The sequence below is a fragment of the Agrobacterium sp. DE0009 genome, from assembly GCF_007680755.1.
Lineage (GTDB): Bacteria > Pseudomonadota > Alphaproteobacteria > Rhizobiales > Rhizobiaceae > Agrobacterium > Agrobacterium tumefaciens_B.
In genome coordinates, this window is record NZ_VEIU01000005.1 from 215,746 (window position 1) to 238,100 (window position 22,355).

Here is a 22,355-nt window from a genome sequence, read left to right on the forward strand (position 1 = left end):
AGACGGCACGCGGGTGGCCGCAAGCCGAACCTTCGAACGAACCGACTGACCGGAGCACCCCGCCCGGCAGACGTTTTTCCTGAAACGGCAGGTCTCCTGGCTCGCGGCTTGACGCCTTGGCACCGCCTTCCCGAACCCCTTGCGGGTCCAGTGGCTTTACGGTGCGGGCTTACCGCTTACAGTTGCGGGGGCAGCCACGGAATGACCCAACGTTGGGGTGGAACCGTGTTCCCTCTTAGCTTTTCCCGTTGCCGGGAAAAGACCGTCAGTCCCTTACCCTTAGGCTGAACGGAAGCATGGGTCAATGCCGCGAGCCATCGGCACGGCAGATTGCCGGGTGCGGCAAATTGGGTATAGTCGCCGCTCCTGTGGCGGGCGACTCCGCACAGGTGGAAGAAGAGGAAACCGAATGACACGCGACATCAGCGCCAGCGAAGCCGAGCGCCACCGGCAGAAAATGGTCAATCGCAAGACGGTGCAGGACGCCGAGGTTGCTGAAAAGACGATTGAAAAAGGTCTGCTGATGATCAATACGGGTCCCGGCAAGGGCAAGTCCACAGCGGCCTTCGGCCTTGCCCTGCGAATGCTCGGCACCGGGCGAAGGGTCGGCATCGTTCAGTTCATCAAGGGTGCCTGGTCGACAGGCGAACAGCAGGCCCTGAGCTTGTTCGGCGACAGGATCGTGTGGCGCACCATGGGCGAAGGTTTCACCTGGGACACGCAGGATCTGAAACGTGATGTCGCAGCGGCGACAAGGGCATGGGAGGAGGCCAAGGCTCTGATGGCCGATGAAACGATCGGCCTTCTGGTTCTGGACGAACTGAACATCGCCTTGCGTTACGATTACCTGCCGTTGGCGGAGGTTGTTGAGACACTGTCCAGCCGCCGGCCGGATCTGCACGTCATCGTCACCGGCCGCAACGCCAAGCAGCCGCTGATCGACGCGGCGGATATGGTGACGGAAATGACCCTCGTCAAACACCACTTCAAGGCAGGCGTGAAGGCGCAGGCGGGGATTGAATTCTGACATGGTTGCACGGGTGCTGATGTTTCAGGGAACGGGCTCGGATGTCGGCAAATCGCTGATGGTGGCCGGCCTTGCCCGCGCATTCACCCGGCGTGGCCTCTCCGTCATGCCGTTCAAGCCGCAGAACATGTCGAACAATGCCGCTGTCACCGCGGATGGTGGCGAGATCGGCCGTGCGCAGGCGCTACAGGCGCGGGCAGCGGGCGTGCCGCTTTCCGTGCACATGAACCCGGTGCTGCTGAAGCCGCAGAGCGAAACCGGCGCACAGGTGGTCGTGCAGGGCAAGATCATCGGTAACGCCAAGGCGGCCGATTATCAGCATATGAAGGCCGGGCTGATGCCGCGCGTGCTTGATAGTTTCGAGCACCTGAAACAACAGGCCGATCTGGTGCTGGTGGAAGGGGCTGGCAGCGCGTCCGAAATCAACCTGCGTGCCAACGACATCGCCAATATGGGTTTTGCCCGCGCGGCCGATGCGCCGGTGATCCTGATCGGCGATATCGACCGCGGCGGTGTCATCGCCAGCCTCGTCGGGACCAGGGCGGTGCTCGACGTCGATGACGCGGCGATGATCGAAGGTTTCATCGTCAACCGTTTTCGCGGCGATCCGGAGCTGTTTTCCGATGGCATGCGGATCATCGCGGAAAAGACCGGCTGGGCCTCCATCGGCCTTCTGCCGCACTTTGCCGATGCGAGAAAGCTGCCAGCGGAAGATGCGCTTGGACTTTCCGGCCCGGCAGAGCCAAAACAGGGCGCAAAAATCCGCATCGCGGTGCCAATCCTGCCGCATATCTCCAATTTCGACGATCTCGATCCCCTCGACATGGAACCGGATGTAGAACTGATCCGCGTGCGGCCAGGTGAGACGATCCCCGCCGATTGCCGGCTGGTTTTGCTGTGCGGTTCGAAATCCACCATTGCCGATCTCTCCGTGCTGAAAGATGCGGGCCTGGACATTGATATAAAGGCGCATGTGCGCCGCGGCGGCTACGTACTCGGCCTTTGCGGCGGATACCAGATGCTTGGAAAAACCGTTGCCGATCCTGACGGCATCGAGGGACCGCCGGCGACTGTCGAGGGGCTCGGCCTGCTTGATGTCGACACGGTTTTGACGGGTGACAAGCGGCTCGTTTCCGTTCACGGCGCAAGTTTTGATGGCGTTAGTTTATCCGGCTATGAAATGCATGTCGGGGAAACCACGGGAGCAGCAGGCAATCTGGCGTTTTCGACGATCGACGGGCATTACGATGGAAGCATCTCACCCGACGGCCGTGTCTTCGGCACCTATATTCACGGTCTCTTTGCGGATAACAGCCAGCGCAGCGCGTGGCTGGAGCGTCTCGGCGGGCAGGGCACCGACCTGAATTATGATGCGCAGGTGGATGCGGTTCTCGACCGTCTGGCTGCTCATATGGAGCAGCACCTCGATCTCGACAGGCTGCTTGCTATAGCGCGATAAGGATCGCCAGAAGTCCGAACAGGCCGATCAGCAACAGATCCGCAATCCGCGCCAGCCGCAATGCTTTGCGAATATCACCGGCAACCAGCTCCGACCTTCCGCCTTCGCCCATGAAACGCGCTTCGATCATCTGCCCACCATAAGAGCGGGGGCCTGCGAGCGCAAAGCCGAGCGCGCCGGCCATGGCCGCTTCCGGCCAGCCGGCATTGGGGGAGCGATGATGGTGCGCGTCGCGGCGTATCGCGGCAATGGCATCGCGAGGGGATGCGCCCTCCACGAAAAATGCTGCGGCAACGAACAGAAAGCCGCTCAGTCTCGAGGCCGGCAGATTGACGAGATCATCAAGACGGGCGGAGGCCCAGCCGAAGGCCTCGTGACGCGGGGACCGATGGCCAATCATGCTGTCGGCCGTATTGATTGCCTTATAGGCCGCACCGCCCGGCAGGCCCAGCAGACCAAGCCAGAGGGCCGGCGCAACGATACCGTCGGAGAAATTCTCCGCCAGACTTTCGATCGCTGCGCGGCAGATTGCAGCCTCATCCAGCCGTTGCGGATCGCGGCCGACAATCATCGACACCGCCTTACGGCCGCCTTCGATACCCTCCCGCTCCAAAGCGGTGGCGACAGCCTCAACATGCTGTTCAAGACTCTTCTGCGCCGGGAGCGACGCGCCGAAAACGGCAAGCAGCAAAAGACCCAAGGGCAGAAAAAGCAGAACGGACTGAGCAGACCAGGCGATGAGGAGCGTCAGCCCGACAAAAACCGCGAGCGCCGCCACACCTGCAGTTTTGCGCTGTGAAAATGACGCACTCTCCCGGTTCCATTTTCTGTCCAGCAGCGCGATAAGCGAACCGATCCAGGTCACGGGGTGCCCGATGCGCCGGAACAGCCAGTTCGGATAGCCGGTGACGCGTTCGATCAAGAGCGACAGGAAAGCGAGAGCAAAGAACATGGGCGAGACAGTACCAGATAAGGCGAAAGCTGCGATCCGTCACGGCGGCAATCTCGGCAAGGCGCGTCTGATGTTTCCGGAAGCGCCTGAACCGTGGATCGACCTTTCGACAGGGATCAACCCGCACTCCTACCCGCATTCGCCCCTTCCCGCCAGCGCATTTGCCCGCCTGCCGGAACCCGACGTCGCCGAAAATCTGAAGCGAATTGCCGCAGACCATTTCGGAGCGCGCTCGCCAGAACATGTGGCACTCTCCCCCGGAACCCAGATGCTGATGCCTTTGCTGGCTCAGATCGCTATCACCCGCGGCGCAAAACGCGCCGCCGTGCTCTCGCCTGCCTACGCGGAACACGCCCGGACGGCGCAAATGGCGGGAGTGGCAGTCAGCGAAGTGAAACACATGGAAGAGCTGTCTGCACACGACTACGCCGTGGTGATCAACCCGAATAACCCCGATGGTCGGATCATCGACAGGGAGGCGCTGCTGAAGCTCGCTGAGACCATGGGGCGCAAGGGCGGCTTGCTCGTGGTGGACGAAGCCTTTATCGAGACCGGATGCGGCGAAAGCCTCGCAGATGCGGCCGGGCGGACCGCTTTGGTGGTCCTCCGCTCTTTTGGCAAGTTTTACGGCATGGCGGGTGTCCGGCTGGGTTTTGCGATTGCGCATCCCGATATCGCGTCTGAACTGGAAGCAAGGCTTGGGCCCTGGGCCGTTTCCGGCCCGGCACTGCATATCGCGACAGAGGCTCTGGCAGACGAGAAGTGGCGATCAGCCATGCGGCTCACACTTGCGGACGATACCCGGCGGCTAAAGCGCATTCTGGAGAAAACAGCAGTCGAGATAGCCGGCGGCACATCGCTTTTTACGCTCGTGCGCAGCCCTTTCACGCCGGACCTTTTCAACCATCTTGGCCGTCGCGGCATTCTGGTGCGTATCTTCGATGAAAGACCTGATGACATGCGTTTCGGCCTTCCCGGTAGCGAAGCGGAATGGCAGCGCCTCGAAGAAGCGCTGCTCGCCTTCCGTCATCCTTCGAACGTGTAGGTCTCAATCGACTCCGGCTTCATTTCGATGGAGAAGCCCGGCAGTTTCGGCGGCATGTAAGCGGCGTTTCTGATGTCGCAGGGCTCGATGAAGTGCTCGTGGAGATGATCGACATATTCGATCACGCGGCCCTCCTTGGTGCCCGACACCACCAGATAGTCGATCATCGACAGGTGCTGAACATATTCGCAGAGGCCGACGCCGCCAGCATGCGGCCAGACCGGTAAATTGTATTTGGCGGCGATCAAGAGAACCGCCAGCACCTCGTTCAGGCCACCCATGCGGCAGCTGTCGATCTGGACGACATCAATCGCGCCCTCGGCGATGAACTGCTTGAACATGATGCGGTTCTGGCACATTTCACCGGTTGCCACCTTCACCGAGCCAATAGCGGCACGGATCTTGCGATGGCCGGCGACATCATCCGGGCTGGTAGGCTCTTCGATGAAAAAGGGCTTGGAAAAAGCGAGCTTATTCACCCATTCGATCGCCTGATCCACTTCCCATACCTGATTGGCATCGATCATCAGGTATCGGTCGGGACCGATCACCTCACGGGCAATGGTGAGGCGGCGAATATCGTCCTCCAGATCGCGGCCGACCTTCATCTTCACATGGTTGAATCCGGCATCGATGGCTTCCTGGCAAAGACGGCGCAGCTTGGCGTCGTCGTAACCCAACCAGCCAGCCGACGTCGTATAGCAGGCATAACCTTCGTTCTTCAGCGTCTCGATACGTTCCTTCTTGCCCGCCTCGGCCTTTCTGAGGATCGCCAGTGCATCATCGCGGGTCAGCACGTCGGTGAGGTAACGATAATCAACAATATCGGCGATTTCTTCCGGGCTCATGTCGGCCACGAGCTGCCACACCGGCTTGCCGGCCTTCTTGGCCAGCAGGTCCCACACGGCATTGACCACGGCACCGGTGGCGAGATGCATCGCGCCCTTGTCCGGACCGATCCAGCGCAGCTGGCTATCACCCGTCAAATGCCGCCAGTATTTGCCGGGGTTTTCGGTGACGGTGGCAAGATCCGTGCCGACGACCAGGTGCCGCATCGCTTCGATGGCCATACAGCAGATGTCATTGCCACGGCCGATGGTGAAGGTTAGGCCATGGCCCTTCAGGCCCGGCTCGTCGGTGTCGAGAATGACGTAAGCCGCCGAATAATCCGGGTCGGGGTTCATCGCGTCAGAACCATCAAGGCTCTGGGAGGTCGGGAAACGCAGGTCGAAAACACGCAGATCTGTAATTTTGGTCATGGCCGGTTACTCGCGGTCAGTGTCAAAGAAAATCGTTCAATCGAGGTGGAAGGTCTCTTCCATCATCGCCCACCACTCGCCTTCCTTTCGGCTTTCGAGCGGTTGCTGGCAGGGAATGGTGAAAGACCACCATTCCTGGTTCTTGGGGCTAGCCGCCATTTTCGCCATGTCGGCGCTGAAATCTTTGCCGTGATATTCCCAATAGCCGAAAAGCAGATTTTCCGGCTCACGCAGGAAGATCGTGTAATTGCGGATATTGCAGTCGCTGATCAATGCCAGAACCTCCGGCCAGACAGCGGCGTGCAGCCTTTTATATTCCGCGATCATCTCAGGCTTGACGCCGATGACCATGCCCATTCGCTGCATGAAAACCCCGTTATTGCTTGATGGTGGCAAGCGCCGCGCGCAGCTTTTCCTGCGGCACGTTCAATTCCAGCCGTTCTGCCGCGGCAATGACCGGGGCAAAGCGGCGGCGCTTCTTTTCGTTGTGATTGCCGGCGATATCGGCGATGCGATGCGCGAGAAAGGGATTGCGCAAGCGCTCCCTCAACTGACCGATATAGGCCTTTGCCTCATCTCCCATGCCTTCTGCCGCAAAGACCGGCAGAACCTCGTCCCGCCAAAGCGCTTCCAGATCCGCAACGAGGGCATCATCCGCCATTGCCTGACGCACCGTTTCATCTTTCCCACGCCCATCCCGTGTCCAGCATTCTGCTAGATAGGAGTGACCGAGATTGAGGAGGAACAGCTTCAGCTTTTCATAGCGGTCGAGATCGTCGGTCAGCACCACGGCGGGGTGCGTGCAGGGAAGAACGAGACCTTCCTGTTTCTCGATCGCCCAGAGGGCATAGGGTTCCGCGACTGCGCCGACGGGATCGATGGGTTCAGACACGATGCGGTCCACCAGACTATTGGCGAAACGGCACTTCTCATTCAGGTAGAAGGCAAAACCCGCCGGCAATTGCCATTCGTCTGCAAGCCGGCGAATGACTTGGCTCAGCTTTTCGCCGTTGCGCGGCACCAGCTCGCAGGGAAAGATCGATAAAGGCGCTTCGGGGTTCCGCTGAAAACGCTCCAACAACAGCATGCAGAGCTTGGCCGGAAAGCTTTTCGGCACAATCGTGAAATCGGCAGCAAGCGCGGCTCCATCCGTCGAATCCAGCTCATAACCGCGGTCGCCGGTATTGGACAGAATGACCTGCGCCTCACAGGCAAGGCGGCGGACTTCCGCCCAGTCGGTCGTAGCCGTCAATGCCCCTGCAACGGCCTTACCTTGAACTTCCTCGTCCACTTCCTGCCCGTCGCTGATACCGCGAATGCGCACGGGATAAGGTGCGCCGCTGTTCAGCGCCGCCACACGTTTCAGGCTCTCCGCATTGCCGGTCGTCTGAACGATTGTAATGCGCCCCAGCGCCTCTCCCTTGTCCAGGGCCTGCGAAACGAACAGGTCCGCATGGGCGAGGAGAAAGCGGCTGGTGCCAAATTGCAGGATGGGCGTATCGGACGTCATGCGACCTCCACCATACCCTTGATGACGCCGGCTTTAGGATCGGTCAGGCCGGCGAACCTTGACGGCACATCGGCAAGTGTCATGCGATGGGTGATCAGCGCGTCAGGCACTTTCCCTTCGCGCAAGGCGCGAAGCACGCGCTCGAAATCATCAGGCGTCGCGTTGCGGCTGCCGAGCAACGTCGTCTCACGCTTGTGAAACTCCGGATCGTTAAAGCTGATATCGCTGGCAACAATGGACACGAGGACATAGGAGCCGCCGTGACCGACGAAGGAAAACCCGCGCTCCATGGCTTTCGGATTGCCTGTCGCATCAAAAACCGCATCGAAGAAATCGCCAGCGGTGATTTCGGACAGACGATCCTTGTCACCGTCGCCGAGGTCGACAATATGAGCGACACCGAGGTGTTCCTTGCAGAAATTGAGCCGGTCGGTGCGACCGTCGATCATCGTCACTTCCGCACCATCGAGAACGGCGAAGACAGCAACCGCCATACCGATCGGGCCGGCACCGACGATCAGGACCTTCTGCCCTTTTTCAACGGCACCGCGCCGCACCGCATGCGCGCCGATCGCCAGGAATTCCGTCATGGCCGCCTGGTCGAGGCTCAACCCCTCCGCCTTCAGCACGAATTGCTGCGGTACGCTCAGATATTCCACCATGCCGCCATCGCGATGGACGCCGAGCACACCGATATTGCGGCAGCAATTGCTCTTGCCTTTCAGGCAGGCATTACATCTCCCGCAGGACATATAGGGGATGATGGTCACCACATCGCCGGCGGAAAGATGGCTGCCTTCGGGCGCCTCATCAACCGTGCCGGAAAGTTCATGGCCCATGATACGTGGATAGGAGAGATAGGGCTGGTTGCCGGTGAAGATATGCAGATCCGTACCGCAAACGCCGATCCGGCGAATACGCACCAGCACTTCACCTTCGCCACGCACGGGTTTCGGCAAATCCTTGGCGGTTAGTTGACCGGGAGTGTCACAGAAAATCGCCAGCATGCATCACCTGTCAGTAAGGGAGTAAAAACGAATGGCGTTGCCGCCGAAAACTGCCGCATGGTCCTTGGCCGGCACGATGTCGCGGCAGAAATCCAGCCAGGCCTGATAGTCACCCGCAAGGCGCAGCACTGGCCAGTCACTGCCGAAGATCACGCGATCGCCACCGAATAGGTCCATAATGGTCTCGGCGTAGGGCCGCACCGCTTCCGGGCGTTGCTCACCACGCTCGGTGAGGAGGCCGGATAGCTTGCAATGGACATTGGGAAGGGCCGAGAGAGCCGCCATATCGCGCCGCCAGGCAATATAGTGACCAGTGGCAATCAGAGGCTTCGCGCCATGATCGATCACGATTGGCAACTCGGGATGCCGGCGCGCGAAGGAGAGGAGATGCGGCAGATTGGGCGGTAGAACCAGCGCGTCAAACACCAGACCGTGCTTCACAAGCGCTTCAACGGCAGCATCCAGCGCGGGATCGTCAATCCAGGCGACATCTTCCATGCCCTGCAGCATGGGGCGCACGCCTTTGAAGGCAGGATGTTTCGCCCGGCGGGCGATCTCCGCGGTCACTCCGGCAAACTTCATATCCACCCAGCCGACCACGCCCTTGATGAAATCGGTCTTTTCCGCCAGCGCCAGCATGAAATCCGTGTCGGCCGCAGTCTCCATCGTCTGCACCAGCACCGTTCCGGAAACCCCGGCGGCATCAAGCAATGGCGACAGATCGGGCGGAAGAAAATCCCGGTAGATGGCGGCCAGCGACGGCGGCGGCCATTGCCCGGCGCGATCCTTCATCAGCCAGAAATGCTGGTGGGCGTCGATAAGCATTGCCTCAGGCCTTTCCACCGGGCACGGGCGCACCGTCGGCAATCAGGCCGCGCTTGTGCAGCTCGGACCAGAATTCATCCGGGATGGACTGCTCGAACCATTCGATATTGGAAGCGAGCTGCTGCGCATTGCGCGCGCCTGAAACAACCGTGACCGCCGCCGGATGGGCGAGCGGAAACTGAAGTGCGGCGGCCTGAAGCGAGACACCCAGTTCCTCGCAGACGTTGTGCAGCGCGTCCACGCGCTTGAGGATATCGGCAGGCGCATCGGCATAATTGAATTTGCGGTTGCCAGCGAGAATGCCGGAATTGAAAGCGCCGGCGACAACGATGGCGACGCCGCTTTCAGCGCAGCGGTTCATGAAAGCAAGGCTTTGCTGTTCGAGCAGCGTATAACGGCCCGCCAGCATGGCGACATCGATATCGAAGACATCCATGGCGTCATTGATGATTTCCCATTCGTTGACGCCGAGGCCGACAGCCCCGGTCGACCCTTCCTCGCGCAACTTACCAAGTGCACGGAAACCGCCACCGCTGGTCAGCTGCTCCCAGTAGTGCCGATGCTTCTCGCCATGGGTATGAGAACCGATATCGTGCACATAAAGAATATCCGGCTTCAGGATACCCAGCCGCTGCTGGCTAGCCTCGAAGGAGCGCAGAATACCGTCATAGGAATAATCATAGACCGGGCGGAACGGCAGGGGCGCGATATAGGCATCCTCCTCCGGACCCACGGTCTCATCCGGCACCATGACACGGCCAACCTTGGTGCTGAGCGTATAGTCGCCGCGATCATGCTCGGTTACCATCGTGCCCAGGCGACGCTCCGACCGCGTATAACCGTAAAACGGCGCGGTATCGAAATAACGCATGCCGCTCTCCCACGCCTTATCGAAAGCGCCCTTGGACTCTTCGTAGGGCGTGACGCGGTAGAGATTGCCCATCTGGGCGCAACCGAGGCCCATGACGGTGACGTCAACAGCGCGGCGCGGCAATTTACGTGTATCGGAGACTTTCATCGCAGGGACTTTCCAGTTTTTGGAAGGACGCGCCGCCGCAAAGCGGCGCATCATCACGCAATCAGTAGAGAACGTTCTTGGCTTCTGGCTTTTCGATATTGTCCTTTGTGACAACAACGACGCCGGTGTCGACGAACTTCTCGACCTTTTCCTTGTTGATGAGCTTCGTCACGGTTTCCACGCCCTTTTCGCCCATCTGGTAGGAACCCTGAACGACGATGCCGGCCAGCGTGCCGTCCTTGACGAAGTTCTGGAGGTCCTGGTTACCGTCAAAGCCGATCGCGACGACCTTACCGGCCTTGCCGGACTGGGCAAGCGCGCGGCCAACACCGATGGCGGTTGGCTCATTGGCGCCGAAGATGCCCTTCAGGTCGGAATTGGCGGCCAGAACGTCGGTGGTTTGGTTCAGCGCCGTCGCCATCTGCGACTGCGAATAGAACGGCCCAACGATCTGAAGCTTCGAATGCATCTGGATGTAATCGGTGAAACCGCCAACGCGGCCGATTTCGGAACCGGCACCGGCGACATAGGACATGACGGCAATCTTGCCTTCCGTGCCGACCTTGTCGATCAGCGCCTGCGCGGCCAGTTCGCCGGCTTTCTTGTTATCGGTCGCCAGGAAGGACTGATAATATTGCTCCGAACCCTTGGCGAGCTGCGAGTCGATCAGAACCACCGGGATACGGGCTTCCCAGGCCTTCTTGACGGCAGGCACCAGCGCATCCGGATCGGAAGGCGCCAGAACGATGCCCGCAACCTTACGGTTGATGGCGTTTTCGACCATGTTGACCTGGTCGGCAATCGCCGATTCGGCGGCCGGGCCCTGGAAGGTCATCGTGTTGCCGGAGGAATTCTTCATCGCCGCGTCAGCACCTTTCTGGACGTTCTGCCAGAAGGTGGAGTTGACGGTCTTGACGATGACGGCGATTTCCCCGGCCTGCACAGTGGAAACGCTCCACAGCGCGATTGCGGATGTCAGAAGGGCAGTCGTAATTTTCTTCATTTCTTCCTCCGTGATGTCGGCATCCGGGCCTCCCCTGCCGATCTTGTTTGCGGAAAGGGTCCGCAGCCCTTTTGATCAGCGGCGGTTGCGCAGCTGGTCGATCCAGACGGTGACCAGAATGACGAGGCCGATGATGATCTGTTGTGTGAAGGCGGAGACGCCATTCATATTGAGACCGTTGCGCAAAATGCCGATGACAAAGGCGCCGATAGCCGTCCCGGAAATCGTGCCCACGCCACCGATCAGCGACGTGCCGCCGATGACCGCACTGGCAATGGCATCCAGCTCATACATCACACCTTCGTTCGGCTGTGCGGTGACGAGGCGGGACATCAAGACGCAGCCCGTCAGACCGGCAAGCGTGCCCGACAGAATGTAGGTGAAGTTGGTAACGCGGGCGACATTGACGCCGGACAGGCGCGCCGCGTCCGCATTGGAGCCTACGGCATAGATATGACGACCGAGGATGGAGCGGTTGAGCATGAAGGACACTGCAAGCGCAATCACCACCATCAGGATGACCGGATAGGGAATGCCGGGAAATACGACATTCGGGAAACCGTCATCACCGATAGTGACGATTCGGAACAAAGCGCCGTTGCCGAGCTCACCGAAGGATTCGCCAAGGCCGGATACGGCACGCGCACCGGTAATCTGCAACGCCACACCACGCGCAATCAGCATCATGCCGAGCGTTGCGATGAAGGGCGGCAGCTTGAAGCGCGTTACCAGAAGACCGTTGATGAGACCACAAAGCGACCCCGTCAGAATGCCGAGCAGCATGCCGACCGGCACCGGCATGCCGAGTTCCTTCACCGCAAGGGCGGCGACGACACCGGCGAGCGCCAGAACCGAACCGACGGAAAGGTCGATGCCGCCGGTGATAATGACACAGGTGGCCCCGATGCCGAGCAGCGCAATGGACGTCACCTGCAGCGCAATCGTCATACCGTTGTTGACGGTAAAGAAGGCGTTGCTGGTGGCGGAGAAGACCGCAACCAGCGCAAACAGGCTGCCGAGCGCAGCAAACTTCTGGATGATGTCCTTCTGGCGATCGCTGACGGCGAAGCCTTTCTTGGGTTCTGCAATATTGGCCATGTCGTTCCTCACTGCGCGGCCCGGCCGTAACCGGACGCATACCGCATGATTTCTTCTTGATTGGTCTTGGCGGTTTCGAGCACGCCGGTGATACGGCCCTGATGGAACACCGCGATACGATCTGTCAGTCCCAGAATTTCCGGCAGCTCCGAGCTGATGAGGATGACGCCGATGCCCTGTGCGGCCAGTTCGTCCATGATCTTGTAGATCGCAAACTTCGCGCCGACATCGATGCCGCGCGTCGGCTCGTCGAAGAACAGGATGCGCGACTGGCGGAAGAGCCATTTGCCGATGATGATTTTCTGCTGGTTGCCGCCCGAAAGCAGCCGCACCGTCTGCTCGATCGAGGGGGTGCGGATATTCAGAAGGTCGACGTAGCGCTTGGTGACCTCATCGTGCTTCTTGAAGTCGATCAGCCCAAAACGGTTGGAAAGTTGGCCGAGATTGGCAAGCGTCGTATTGGCCGCCACCGACATCTTGATGGCGAGGCCATCGCTTTTGCGATCTTCCGAGAGATAGGCTATGCCCTCTTCAATCGCATCTTGCGGTGAATTGATCGACAGCTCGCGCCCATTAAAAACGATCTTGCCGGCATCCAGGGGATCGGCACCGAAAATGGCGCGAGCAACTTCCGTTCGACCCGCACCCATCAGTCCGGCGAAACCGAGGATTTCGCCGCGCCGTAGCGAAAAACTGACGTCGCTGAACACGCCATTACGGGTCAGCCCTTCGACGGAAAAGAGAGTATCGTCCGTCGGGCGCGAGGTTCGCTCGGGGAATTTGTCCTCCAGCGAACGCCCGACCATGCGCGTGACAATGTCATCAACGGTGATCGAGGCAAAATCGTCGGTCGAGATATAACGTCCGTCGCGCAGCACCGTCACACGATCGACGATCTCGGCCATTTCATCGAGGCGATGGGAAATATAGACGATGCCGACCCCGGAAGCCTTGAGATCACGGATGACCTTGAACAGAAGTCGGGTTTCCTGCTCGGTCAGCGAAGAGGTCGGCTCATCCATGATGAGCACTTCGGCATCGAGAGAGAGCGCCTTGGCGATTTCCACCATCTGACACTGAGCGACCGACAGGCCGCGAACCATCTGGTCTGGGTTAATATCGACACCCAGCCGGTCGAGGCAGCGTTTGGCATCCAGCCGAAGCTTCTTGCGGTCGACGAGAAAACCGCGACGTGGTTCACGCGCAAGGTAGATATTTTCGGCAACGGAGAGATGCGGAACGAGGTTGAGTTCCTGATGGATAATGGCGATGCCGGCGGCTTCGGATTCCAGCGGAGATGCGTATTGCACCTTCACGCCCTTGTGCAGAATCGTCCCGTCACTTGGCTGATAAACCCCGCTGATGATCTTCATCAGCGTCGATTTCCCGGCTCCATTCTCACCACATACGGCATGCACTTCGCCACTGCGCAGGTCGAAATGCACATTGGACAGTGCTTTGACGCCGGGAAATTCCTTGCTGATATTTTCAAGACGCAGGAGGCTCGAACGCTCCACGCGCGCCATCTCCTCTGGCGAATAGTCGCCACGAATTGTCGATGCGCCCTGCGACATCTGGAAACCTCCACCCTGTTCCCCGCTCCACCGGGGTCATGAACAGGGCAAATGGTTAGGCCGGTTTTTTACGATGGTCAAGCCAATTTCTCCGGATTTGATCTAGCACGGTTTTGCATCCTCTCAACCAAGTCACTAAGTTCGCATATTTACCCCATAAACTCAAGTAGTTATGTAATTCCTTGCGTATCGAGGCGCTTGGCGTTACGGTAAGGCCAAATATTAGTTACAGACGGGACGCTTCGAGAAGCAGATGAGTGGTCAGGCCAAAATAGCGGAGCCGCGCAGGCTTTATCAACAGATTGCGGACCAGATACGGGAGCTCATCGACGGCGGTGAATTCGTACCCGGCACGCGCCTTCCCGCGGAAAGGGAGCTGGCCCAGAAGCTCGGCGTCTCGCGGCCTTCCCTGCGGGAGGCGTTGATTGCACTCGAAATCGACAACACCGTTGAAATCCGCATGGGCTCGGGCGTCTATGTCTCGGCGGAGGCGCTCCAGACGGCCCATCACACCAAATCGCTCGGCGACAGCCCTTCCGAACTGATGCAGGCACGCGCTGCGCTGGAAGGTGCGACGATCGTGTTGGCCGCCAGCCGCATGACCGATGAGACAATTGCCACCCTTCGCCAGATACTCAATACGATGGAGAAAGAAATAGAGGCCGGTCGCAAACCGCTCGATCAGGACCGGTCGTTTCACGTCACCATCGCCGAACAATCCGGCAACAGCGTTCTGGCGCGGATGGTGGCGAGCCTCTTCGATGAGCGCCACAGCCCGATTTCGGCCCAGTTCCGGGTGAAGTTTGAAGACCGGGATACTTGGACGCAGGCCCTTCAGGAACATGAAGCCATTCTGGCAGCACTGGAACTCAAGGACCCGCTGCTCGCGCAGGCGGCCATGCATATCCATCTTGAAGGCTCGAAGAGGCGCTGGGTCGAAAACTGATCCGGAAACATAGCAGACAATATTTCGGGAGGAGGATAACCCGTGAGTGAGAATTCCGAGGCAACCATTTTGCTGAACGCCAACGACAATGTCGCGGTGGCGCGTCGGTCTATCCCGGCCGGTGGCGCCACGGGCAGGGGCGATCTGGCAGCGCTCGAGCTGATCGGTCGCGGGCACAAGGTGGCCCTCAAGCTAATCAGATCGGGCGAAGAAGTGCTCAAATACGGCCAGGTCATCGGCATCGCCACGCAGGACATCGAGCCTGGCCGACACGTGCACCTGCACAATCTTGCCATGGTGCCTTCAGAACACGCGCACCAGTTCAGTGTCGATATCGAAGAAAAGGGCATGGTGCCGGAAGCTGAGCGCCGGACCTTCATGGGGTACGACCGTGGTCTGGGCGGCGTTGGCACACGCAACTACATCGGCGTCATCGCCTCGGTGAACTGTTCCGCCACCGTGTCGCGCTATATCGCCGACTATTTCAACAAACAGGGCGGCCTTGACGGCTTTGACAATGTCGATGGTGTCGTCGCACTGACCCATGGCGGCGGCTGCGCGCTGAACACCAAATCGGAAGGCTACCGTCTGCTGATCCGCACCATCCAGGGCTATGCCCGCCATCCGAATTTCGGCGGCATTCTGTTGATCGGCTTGGGTTGCGAGACCAACCAGATTGCCCCTATCCTCGAACACTACAAGATGGAGGAGGGTGAGCGGCTGCGGACCATGACGATTCAACAACATGGCGGCACACGAAAGACGATCGATGCGGCGATTGCCGAGATCAAAGCCATGCTGCCGATGGCCAATGCCGCCCGTCGTACCGAGCAACCGCTCTCCAAGCTGAAAGTCGCGCTGGAATGCGGAGGCTCCGACGGCTATTCCGGTATCTCCGCCAATCCGGCTCTGGGTTATGCATCAGATCTTATCGTGCGCAATGGCGGCACGACTGTGCTTTCCGAGACGCCTGAAATCTATGGGGCCGAGCACCTGCTGACAAAACGGGCCGTCACGCCCGCGGTCGCCGAAAAGCTGCTGCAGCGCATCGATTGGTGGCGCGATTATACCGCCCGCAACGGCGACGAGTTAAACAACAACCCTTCCCATGGCAACAAGCTTGGCGGCCTGACCACAATCCTGGAAAAGTCACTTGGCGCGGTCGCCAAAGGCGGATCGATGCCGCTGAAGGCGGTTTATGAGTTTGCCGAAACCGTGACGGAACAGGGTTTCGTCTTCATGGATACGCCCGGCTATGACCCCGTTGCCGTCACCGGACAGGTCGCTGGCGGCTGCAACGTCATTTGTTTCACCACCGGCCGTGGCTCGGTGTCGGGCTTCAAGCCGTCACCCTGCATCAAGATCGCCACCAATTCCGAAATGTATGAGCACATGAAGGAAGACATGGATATCAATTGCGGGGAAATCGTTACCGGCAATGAAACGATCGAAGAATCCGGCAAACGAATTTTTGAACATATTCTCGCGGTGGCTTCCGGTGCCAAGACGGTGAGCGAGATTTACGATTATGGTGACAACGAATTTGTGCCGTGGCAGGTGGGCGCCGTCACCTGAAACGGCGGGCCAGGTACTGTCCCACGTGAAACAAGAATGACCCGGAAATCGCTTTCCGGGCCATTGTCATCCTGTCTGGGCCGCGCTTAGTGGCGGAAGTGACGCATGCCGGTAAAGACCATCGCCACGTTATGCTCGTTGGCGGCGTCAATCACGTCCTGATCGCGCATCGAGCCGCCCGGTTGAATGACCGCCGTAGCGCCCGCAGCGATGGCAGCAAGCAAGCCATCCGCAAAGGGATAAAATGCCTCGGAAGCGACCGCGGAACCACGCGTCAGGGGTTCGGCCAAGCCGAGCGCCTTCGCAGCATCTTCCGCCTTCTGAGCCGCGATACGGGCCGAATCGACGCGGCTCATCTGGCCGGCGCCGATACCAGCCGTCTGGCCGTCCTTTGCATAGATCACGGCATTGGATTTCACATGCTTGGCGATCTTGAAGGCGAACTTCATGTCCTCAAGCTCCTGCGCGGTCGGCGCACGCTTGGTCACCACCTTGAGTTCGAGGTCCTCGATCATGCCGTTGTCACGGCTCTGCACCAGCAGGCCGCCGGAAACGGTCTTCGCGGTCAGGCCAGCCGCGCGCGGATCTGGCAGGCCACCGGCGGCCAGAAGGCGCAGGTTCGGCTTGCGGGCGATGATCGACTTGGCTTCCTCGGTTACGTCAGGCGCGATGATGACTTCGGTAAAGAGCTTTACGATCTCTTCCGCCGTTTCGGCATCGAGCGTGCGGTTCAGGGCAATGACGCCACCAAAGGCGGAAACGGAATCGCATGCCAGCGCCCGCCGATAGGCTTCGGCAAGGGTCGGGCCGGTTGCAACGCCGCAGGGGTTGGCGTGTTTGATGATGGCGACGGCTGGCGCATTTTCCGGCAGGAACTCCGCCACCAGCTCGTAAGCCGCATCCGTATCATTGATGTTGTTGTAGGAGAGGTGCTTACCCTGCAGAAGCGTTGCGGTCGCAACGCCGGGGCGCTTCTCGCCGGTCAGGTAGAAACCGGCGCTCTGATGCGGGTTTTCACCATAACGCATCTTTTCCTTCAGCACGCCGCCGATGGCGCGGTAATCGGGCGTCTCAATTGCCAGTGCTTCGGCAAACCAGTTGGATATCACGGCATCGTAGGCAGCCGTGCGGGCGTAGGCCTTTGCGGCAAAACGCTGGCGCAGCGCATAGGAGGTCTGTCCGTCATCGGACTGGAGGGCTTCGACCAGCGCCGGGTAGTCGGAAGGATCGGTAACGACGGTGACATAGGCATGATTCTTGGCGGAAGCGCGGATCATCGCCGGGCCGCCAATATCGATATTCTCGACCGTCGTCGGATAATCGCCACCCTTGGCGCGCACTTCCTCGAAGGGGTAGAGATTGATAACTGAAAGATCGATCGCCTCGATACCATGCGCCTTCATGGCCTCGACATGATCAGCGTCGTCGCGGATCGCCAGTAGTCCGCCATGAACATTGGGATGCAGGGTCTTGACGCGACCATCCATAATCTCAGGGAAATTCGTAATGTCCGAGACATCCGTCACCGGAAGGCCAGCCTCAGCGATGGCCTTTGCCGTACCGCCGGTCGAAAGCAGCTTGACGCCAAGCTTGGAAAGCACCGTCGCCAGCTCGATAATGTCCGTCTTGTCAGACACGGATAGAAGCGCCGTACGGATTTTAACCTTATCAGGGGCGGGAATTTTTTTGGACACGACGGCCATCAGGCATACTCCGTTTCGCAGGGAGGGCAGGCTGGAATGGAAATGATCCAGCAATTGCCGCCGCGTTAACATAGCTTACCAGATTAATAAACAGAGAGGATGACGAAGGACAAAAACTATGCCGTTTTTACCCTTTGGAATAACGTTTTCAGGCCTTCCTTTCGAGAAGCCAGCGGATCTCGCGCGTGTTGACAAGGTTGAAGGGTAATTCAATCTGCTGCGACGGCCGCATGCCGGACGCATCCGCCATGAAAACATCCTCCGTTATGAAGAGCTCCAGCCCGGGCGCTGAAAGCAGCCATGTCGTGCCGTCGCCAGCCTCCAGATAGACCGACTCCTCGTCTCGCGGATGAAGCTGAATATGCGGATGGATGTGGAAGCGTGAAACGGCCGCCACCGATTGCAACTGCTCCTTCGCCGCGGCCCCATCGGCGCGGAGCAGGTCGCGACCCTTGATCTTCGTACCAGCGGCGTTCAATTCAATTTCACGTTCATGGTAGCAGCCAAAGTTCTGCACATAGCCGTCGTGAGCGGCCCAGAGGACATCGTTACCGTTGGCGTCTGTGCTACGCCGGCTATCGACATGGCTGACGCCCGATACCATAATAGGGCCGAGGAGCCGCGAGCGCGAGAGCCTGCTGGAGGACGTGTCCGCCAGCGTGACGGTAGAGTGCGCCGCCGTCGACCTGCTCGCCCGTTGATATTCGGGCGCAGCGTTTCGCGGAAAGCCTGAGTTGACGATGAACCGGTTTTTGCCGCAGGACATCTCGAACGACAGACAGCCCGAATGCGCTTGGCGGGAAAGTTCCGCGGAGCCCGGATGACCGGTATCAATGATGACGACAGTGTCATCCGCGGCAAGCCGATGGTAATTCACATCCGGCAGGACTTTCGATGGCCGACCGGCCGTCTCGTCATACCGAAGCACGGAAACGAGCTCGCTGGCAAGCGTCGCCGTGGCACCATTGAACAGCGCGAGATCACCACCCTGGTGACGGAAAAACCGGATAGCCGGGAACATACGATCGATCGCGGGAACAAGACCAGAGGGAAGGTCGTGTCCGAGATTGATGTAACTTTGCCGCAGCGGCAGGAGGTCGAGCAGCAAATCCAGTATGACGCGCGGATTGCGGGAGACATGGCCCCCATCGGGGAGAATCTGGCGTTCCATTTCCTGAGCCAGCTTCACGCCATTGCGGTTTATACGGGACAGGCGGGTTGGCATGGCGATGGAGGCCATGGCGAGGGCAATCCTGATCTTCAGCCGCGCTTCCCCATCCGGCGCGTGTTTGGCGATCCTTTCAAGGTAACGAACATGAAGGCCAATGCTTTTCAGGAAACGGCGATAGAAGCCCGCGTCGGCCTCGAATAACACCACCGGCGAGTGGGAGAGCCAGGCAATTAACCTCTGCGCCGCGATTTCCGGCGACCACGCGGTACCTGTAAGCCGCTTGCCGTGAAATCCCATCCATTCCGCAACAATTCGTCGGGCACGTTTGCAAGCTTCGCTGGATTTATCGGAGCGAATGTGGCGCAACCAGCTGAACGCGTGCAGCCTCTCTTCAAAAACCGCTGAAGGGTACTCAATCTGAAACGGCGATGCGCCGCCGGTCTCGACAACTCGCCCCGCAAGCGCGATACGGCCCCTTAAAAGTTCCTCCGCGAAATAAGGGTCGATCGCCCTCAGATCCGTCGGCGCCGCCACCAGCCCTGCCGGCACTCGATTGGCGAACCGAGAAAGATGCAGGCGCAATGGCGCGAGGCCGACACACAGATGACGATACGCCATCCGCGACAGAAGACCGGCGGCATTCATGCTGCCTGCGAAGGACCCTAACAAGCTGTGTTTCCCGTTTCACATGTTTTGTTTTTATCAGTGAACCGCGACGACCGGAACGTTTTCGATAAATATCTAATGATTCGCGAGAGCTTCGCTTTTTTCTACTTCTTACGCAAGACACTGCTAAAAAAGCCGTCTACACCGCCGAACATGTCCGGCGTCGTGCGAAGATCGCCATCTCTGTTGACGGCCGCCTCCATGCCCGGCCAATCCTCAGCGCGAACGGCAACCCGCTCGAAATCGGGATTTTCAGCCAGGACAGCGTCGATCACCTCTTCTCCCTCGGATGGATCAAGCGAGCAGTTGGAAAAGACCACCAGACCGCCCGGACCCACAAAGGTCAGCGCGTGCCGCAGCATCTGACCCTGTAGCGCCGCGAGTTTGGCGATATCGTTTGCATCCTTCGTCCAGCAGACATCCGGATGTTTGCGAAGTGTGCCGGTGGAAGAACAGGGGGCATCGAGGAGAACCGCGTCAAAAAGCTCTTCCGGTTGATACTTCAGCATGTTGGCCTCAACCGTCTCGGCATGCAGGCCAAGTCGGTCGAGATTTTCCTTCAAACGCCGGAGACGATTGCCGGACTGGTCCAATGCCGTTACATTGGCGCCAGCCAATGCAAGCTGCGCGGTCTTGCCACCGGGTGCCGCACAGAGGTCGGCGACACGCTTACCGGACACATCGCCCATGAGCTTGACGGGAATGCTCGCCGCGAGATCCTGCACCCACCACGCCCCCTCGGCAAAACCTTCCAATGAAGGGATTTGCCCTTCAAACGCGCCCAGCCGCACGCTGCCGTTCGGCATGAGCGTTCCACCAAGCTTCTCTGCCCACAGAGCCGGATCAGCTTTAACGGTCAGATCAATGGAGGAAGGCGTCAGCTGGGCGTGCGAAATCAGTTTCGCCGTTTCCTGCCCGTAGGCTGAAACAAGCCGCGCATAGAACCACTGCGGCAGAACGGGCACATCCGCAACGGCCTTTTCAATTTCCGCCTTCTCGCGACCAAGCCTTCTGAGAACGGCATTCACCAACTTTACAAAGCGACGGTTGCGCGGATCGCGGTGAGCCTGCTCGACGGCGAGATCGACAGCGGAATGATCCGGTACATCAAGATAGAGCATCTGCGCCGCACCAACGACGAGCACATGGTGAAGCGACCTTGCGCCCTGCGGGAGCGGTCCATCAAGCAGCATCGACAGCGCCGTTTCGATGCGGGGGAGATGGCGAAGCGCGCTGTTAACGATTGCCCGGACCAAGGCCCGGTCGGCAATCGAGAGGGCGCGATAGACGGGGTTGCCATTTTCACTATCGAGCATGCCGTCCAGCGATGTTTTCTTTTCCAGAACGGCTGCCAGAATGCGGCTGGCGGCAACGCGTGCGGAAAGACCAGGCTTATCCTGGAAAGACGAAGGGCCGTCTTCACGGCCCCTTCCATGCGCTGGCTTTGACCTGTTTGATCGCGCCTGCTTGTTCTTCGTATCGGATGTCAAGACCACGGCCCCTTGCGCTCGTTTTCATTGCCACGTCCCCAGCCTGTGTTCGGGACGGAGCCTGATTTGCGCAGAGGTCTACCACCCGTTGCCGGCGGCGTCGATCCTCGCGGCGAAAACTCCTGGGCCATGGCATGCAGCGCCGCAACGCGGTTTTCCGTATTTGGATGAGTCGAAAACAGATTGTCCATGCGCTCGCCCGAGAGGGGGTTAATGATGAACATATGCGCCGTTGCAGGATTGCGCTCGGCGTCGTCATTGTGAATCTGTCGGGCCATGCCTGAGATTTTCTGCAGCGCCGAAGCAAGCCAAAGCGGGTTCCCGCAAATCTCAGCGCCACGGCGATCGGCGGAATATTCGCGCGTGCGGCTGATCGCCATCTGCACCAGCATCGCTGCCAAGGGCGCGACAATCATTGCGACCAGAACGCCGATAAAACCGAGGGGATTGTTGCTGTTTTCCCTGTTTCCACCGAAGAAGAAGGCAAAGTTTCCCAGCATCGAGATCGCGCCCGCGAGCGTGGCGGTAATCGTCATCGTCAGTGTGTCCCGGTTCTGGACATGGGCGAGTTCATGCGCCATGACGCCAGCCACCTCCTCCGGCGTCAGCCGCTCCAAGAGACCGGTGGAGGCCGCAACCGCCGCGTTCTGGGGATTCCTGCCTGTCGCGAAGGCGTTTGGCTGCGGGCTGTCGTAAATGTAGACCTTCGGCATTGGCAGGCTGGCGTTCCGTGACAGATCACGAATCATGTGAAAAAACTCGGGCGCATTCGCCTCGTCGATTTCCCGAGCACGATAGGCCGAAAGCACCATCTTGTCGGAATTCCAGTAAGAGAAAAGGTTCATGCCGGCCGCAATTACAAGCGCGATCATCATGCCGCCCTTGCCGCCGATCAGAAAGCCGACACCCATGAACAATGCGGTCATGAACGCCAGAAGCATCGCCGTGCGCATCATGTTCATCCGTCAATTTCTCCCTGACACCGTGGCTGGAATAATCCGGGGTTTGATTGGCCCCACATTTTCTA

19 protein-coding genes and 1 riboswitch are annotated in these 22,355 nt (G+C 59.4%); of the genes, 5 read left to right on the forward strand and 14 right to left on the reverse strand.

What is annotated here, in order from left to right:
- Window positions 1-68 precede the first annotated feature (68 nt).
- Window positions 69-282: riboswitch (cobalamin riboswitch) on the reverse strand.
- A gap of 127 nt (window positions 283-409) precedes the next feature.
- The gene (gene cobO, locus FS804_RS18420; RefSeq protein ID WP_144578354.1) at window positions 410-1,027 is read left to right on the forward strand and encodes a cob(I)yrinic acid a,c-diamide adenosyltransferase; all 618 of its coding nucleotides are present in this window, start codon (window positions 410-412) and stop codon (window positions 1,025-1,027) included.
- A 1-nt stretch (window position 1,028) separates the two neighbouring features.
- Window positions 1,029-2,486, forward strand: coding sequence for a cobyric acid synthase (locus FS804_RS18425; protein WP_144578461.1), 1,458 nt, complete (start codon window positions 1,029-1,031; stop codon window positions 2,484-2,486).
- On the opposite strand, the gene cbiB is transcribed toward FS804_RS18425, so the two are convergent.
- Entirely contained in the window at window positions 2,473-3,438 is a 966-nt protein-coding gene (gene cbiB, locus FS804_RS18430; RefSeq protein WP_144578356.1) for an adenosylcobinamide-phosphate synthase CbiB, read from the reverse strand. The genes FS804_RS18425 and cbiB overlap by 14 nt on opposite strands.
- Between cbiB and cobD the strand changes: the two genes are divergently transcribed.
- Complete coding sequence (gene cobD / locus FS804_RS18435) at window positions 3,437-4,483, forward strand: threonine-phosphate decarboxylase CobD (protein WP_144578358.1); 1,047 nt, start codon at window positions 3,437-3,439, stop codon at window positions 4,481-4,483. The genes cbiB and cobD overlap by 2 nt on opposite strands.
- Here the strand turns inward: cobD and FS804_RS18440 are convergent.
- From FS804_RS18440 to FS804_RS18480, 9 genes are all read right to left on the reverse strand, one after another.
- A complete protein-coding gene (locus FS804_RS18440) occupies window positions 4,465-5,742 on the reverse strand; it encodes an L-fuconate dehydratase (RefSeq protein ID WP_144578360.1) in 1,278 nt (425 codons plus the stop codon). The two genes, cobD and FS804_RS18440, sit on opposite strands and share 19 nt — an antisense overlap.
- Before the next feature lie 36 nt (window positions 5,743-5,778).
- Window positions 5,779-6,108, reverse strand: a complete 330-nt coding sequence (locus tag FS804_RS18445) for an L-rhamnose mutarotase (protein WP_144578362.1) — start codon at window positions 6,106-6,108, stop codon at window positions 5,779-5,781.
- A gap of 10 nt (window positions 6,109-6,118) precedes the next feature.
- Entirely contained in the window at window positions 6,119-7,252 is a 1,134-nt protein-coding gene (locus tag FS804_RS18450) for a mannitol dehydrogenase family protein (protein WP_144578364.1), read from the reverse strand.
- Window positions 7,249-8,259: a zinc-binding alcohol dehydrogenase family protein gene (locus tag FS804_RS18455; protein WP_144578366.1), complete on the reverse strand. Its 1,011-nt coding sequence runs from the start codon at window positions 8,257-8,259 to the stop codon at window positions 7,249-7,251. Before FS804_RS18455 ends, FS804_RS18450 begins: the two co-directional genes overlap by 4 nt.
- Window positions 8,260-8,262: 3 nt before the next feature.
- Window positions 8,263-9,084 (reverse strand): amidohydrolase, encoded by an 822-nt coding sequence (locus tag FS804_RS18460; RefSeq protein ID WP_144578367.1) that lies wholly within the window; start codon window positions 9,082-9,084, stop codon window positions 8,263-8,265.
- A 4-nt stretch (window positions 9,085-9,088) separates the two neighbouring features.
- Window positions 9,089-10,102, reverse strand: coding sequence for an aldo/keto reductase (locus tag FS804_RS18465; protein WP_144578369.1), 1,014 nt, complete (start codon window positions 10,100-10,102; stop codon window positions 9,089-9,091).
- A 61-nt stretch (window positions 10,103-10,163) separates the two neighbouring features.
- Entirely contained in the window at window positions 10,164-11,105 is a 942-nt protein-coding gene (locus FS804_RS18470; RefSeq protein ID WP_063951544.1) for an ABC transporter substrate-binding protein, read from the reverse strand.
- Between the two features lie 75 nt (window positions 11,106-11,180).
- A complete protein-coding gene (locus tag FS804_RS18475) occupies window positions 11,181-12,203 on the reverse strand; it encodes an ABC transporter permease (protein ID WP_063951545.1) in 1,023 nt (340 codons plus the stop codon).
- Window positions 12,204-12,211: 8 nt separating this feature from the next.
- Window positions 12,212-13,777 carry a sugar ABC transporter ATP-binding protein gene (locus tag FS804_RS18480; protein ID WP_186376896.1) on the reverse strand — a complete coding sequence of 522 codons (1,566 nt, stop codon included), beginning with the start codon at window positions 13,775-13,777 and terminating at the stop codon, window positions 12,212-12,214.
- A 253-nt stretch (window positions 13,778-14,030) separates the two neighbouring features.
- Here FS804_RS18480 and FS804_RS18485 point away from each other — a divergent pair, with 253 nt between their 5' ends.
- Together FS804_RS18485 and FS804_RS18490 are read left to right on the forward strand one after the other, a co-directional pair.
- Window positions 14,031-14,723, forward strand: a complete 693-nt coding sequence (locus FS804_RS18485; protein WP_144578371.1) for a FadR/GntR family transcriptional regulator — start codon at window positions 14,031-14,033, stop codon at window positions 14,721-14,723.
- Window positions 14,724-14,765: 42 nt separating this feature from the next.
- A complete protein-coding gene (locus FS804_RS18490; protein WP_144578372.1) occupies window positions 14,766-16,298 on the forward strand; it encodes a UxaA family hydrolase in 1,533 nt (510 codons plus the stop codon).
- Between the two features lie 86 nt (window positions 16,299-16,384).
- On the opposite strand, the gene purH is transcribed toward FS804_RS18490, so the two are convergent.
- The 4 genes from purH to htpX form a co-directional block, all read right to left on the reverse strand.
- Window positions 16,385-18,001, reverse strand: a complete 1,617-nt coding sequence (gene purH / locus FS804_RS18495) for a bifunctional phosphoribosylaminoimidazolecarboxamide formyltransferase/IMP cyclohydrolase (RefSeq protein WP_144578374.1) — start codon at window positions 17,999-18,001, stop codon at window positions 16,385-16,387.
- A 148-nt stretch (window positions 18,002-18,149) separates the two neighbouring features.
- Window positions 18,150-19,817, reverse strand: coding sequence for a heparinase II/III family protein (locus FS804_RS18500; RefSeq protein WP_186376906.1), 1,668 nt, complete (start codon window positions 19,815-19,817; stop codon window positions 18,150-18,152).
- A gap of 125 nt (window positions 19,818-19,942) precedes the next feature.
- Window positions 19,943-21,328 (reverse strand): RsmB/NOP family class I SAM-dependent RNA methyltransferase, encoded by a 1,386-nt coding sequence (locus FS804_RS18505; RefSeq protein ID WP_144578375.1) that lies wholly within the window; start codon window positions 21,326-21,328, stop codon window positions 19,943-19,945.
- Window positions 21,325-22,290, reverse strand: coding sequence for a zinc metalloprotease HtpX (gene htpX, locus FS804_RS18510; RefSeq protein WP_063951551.1), 966 nt, complete (start codon window positions 22,288-22,290; stop codon window positions 21,325-21,327). The genes FS804_RS18505 and htpX overlap by 4 nt, the downstream gene beginning before the upstream one ends.
- Window positions 22,291-22,355: the final 65 nt, after the last annotated feature.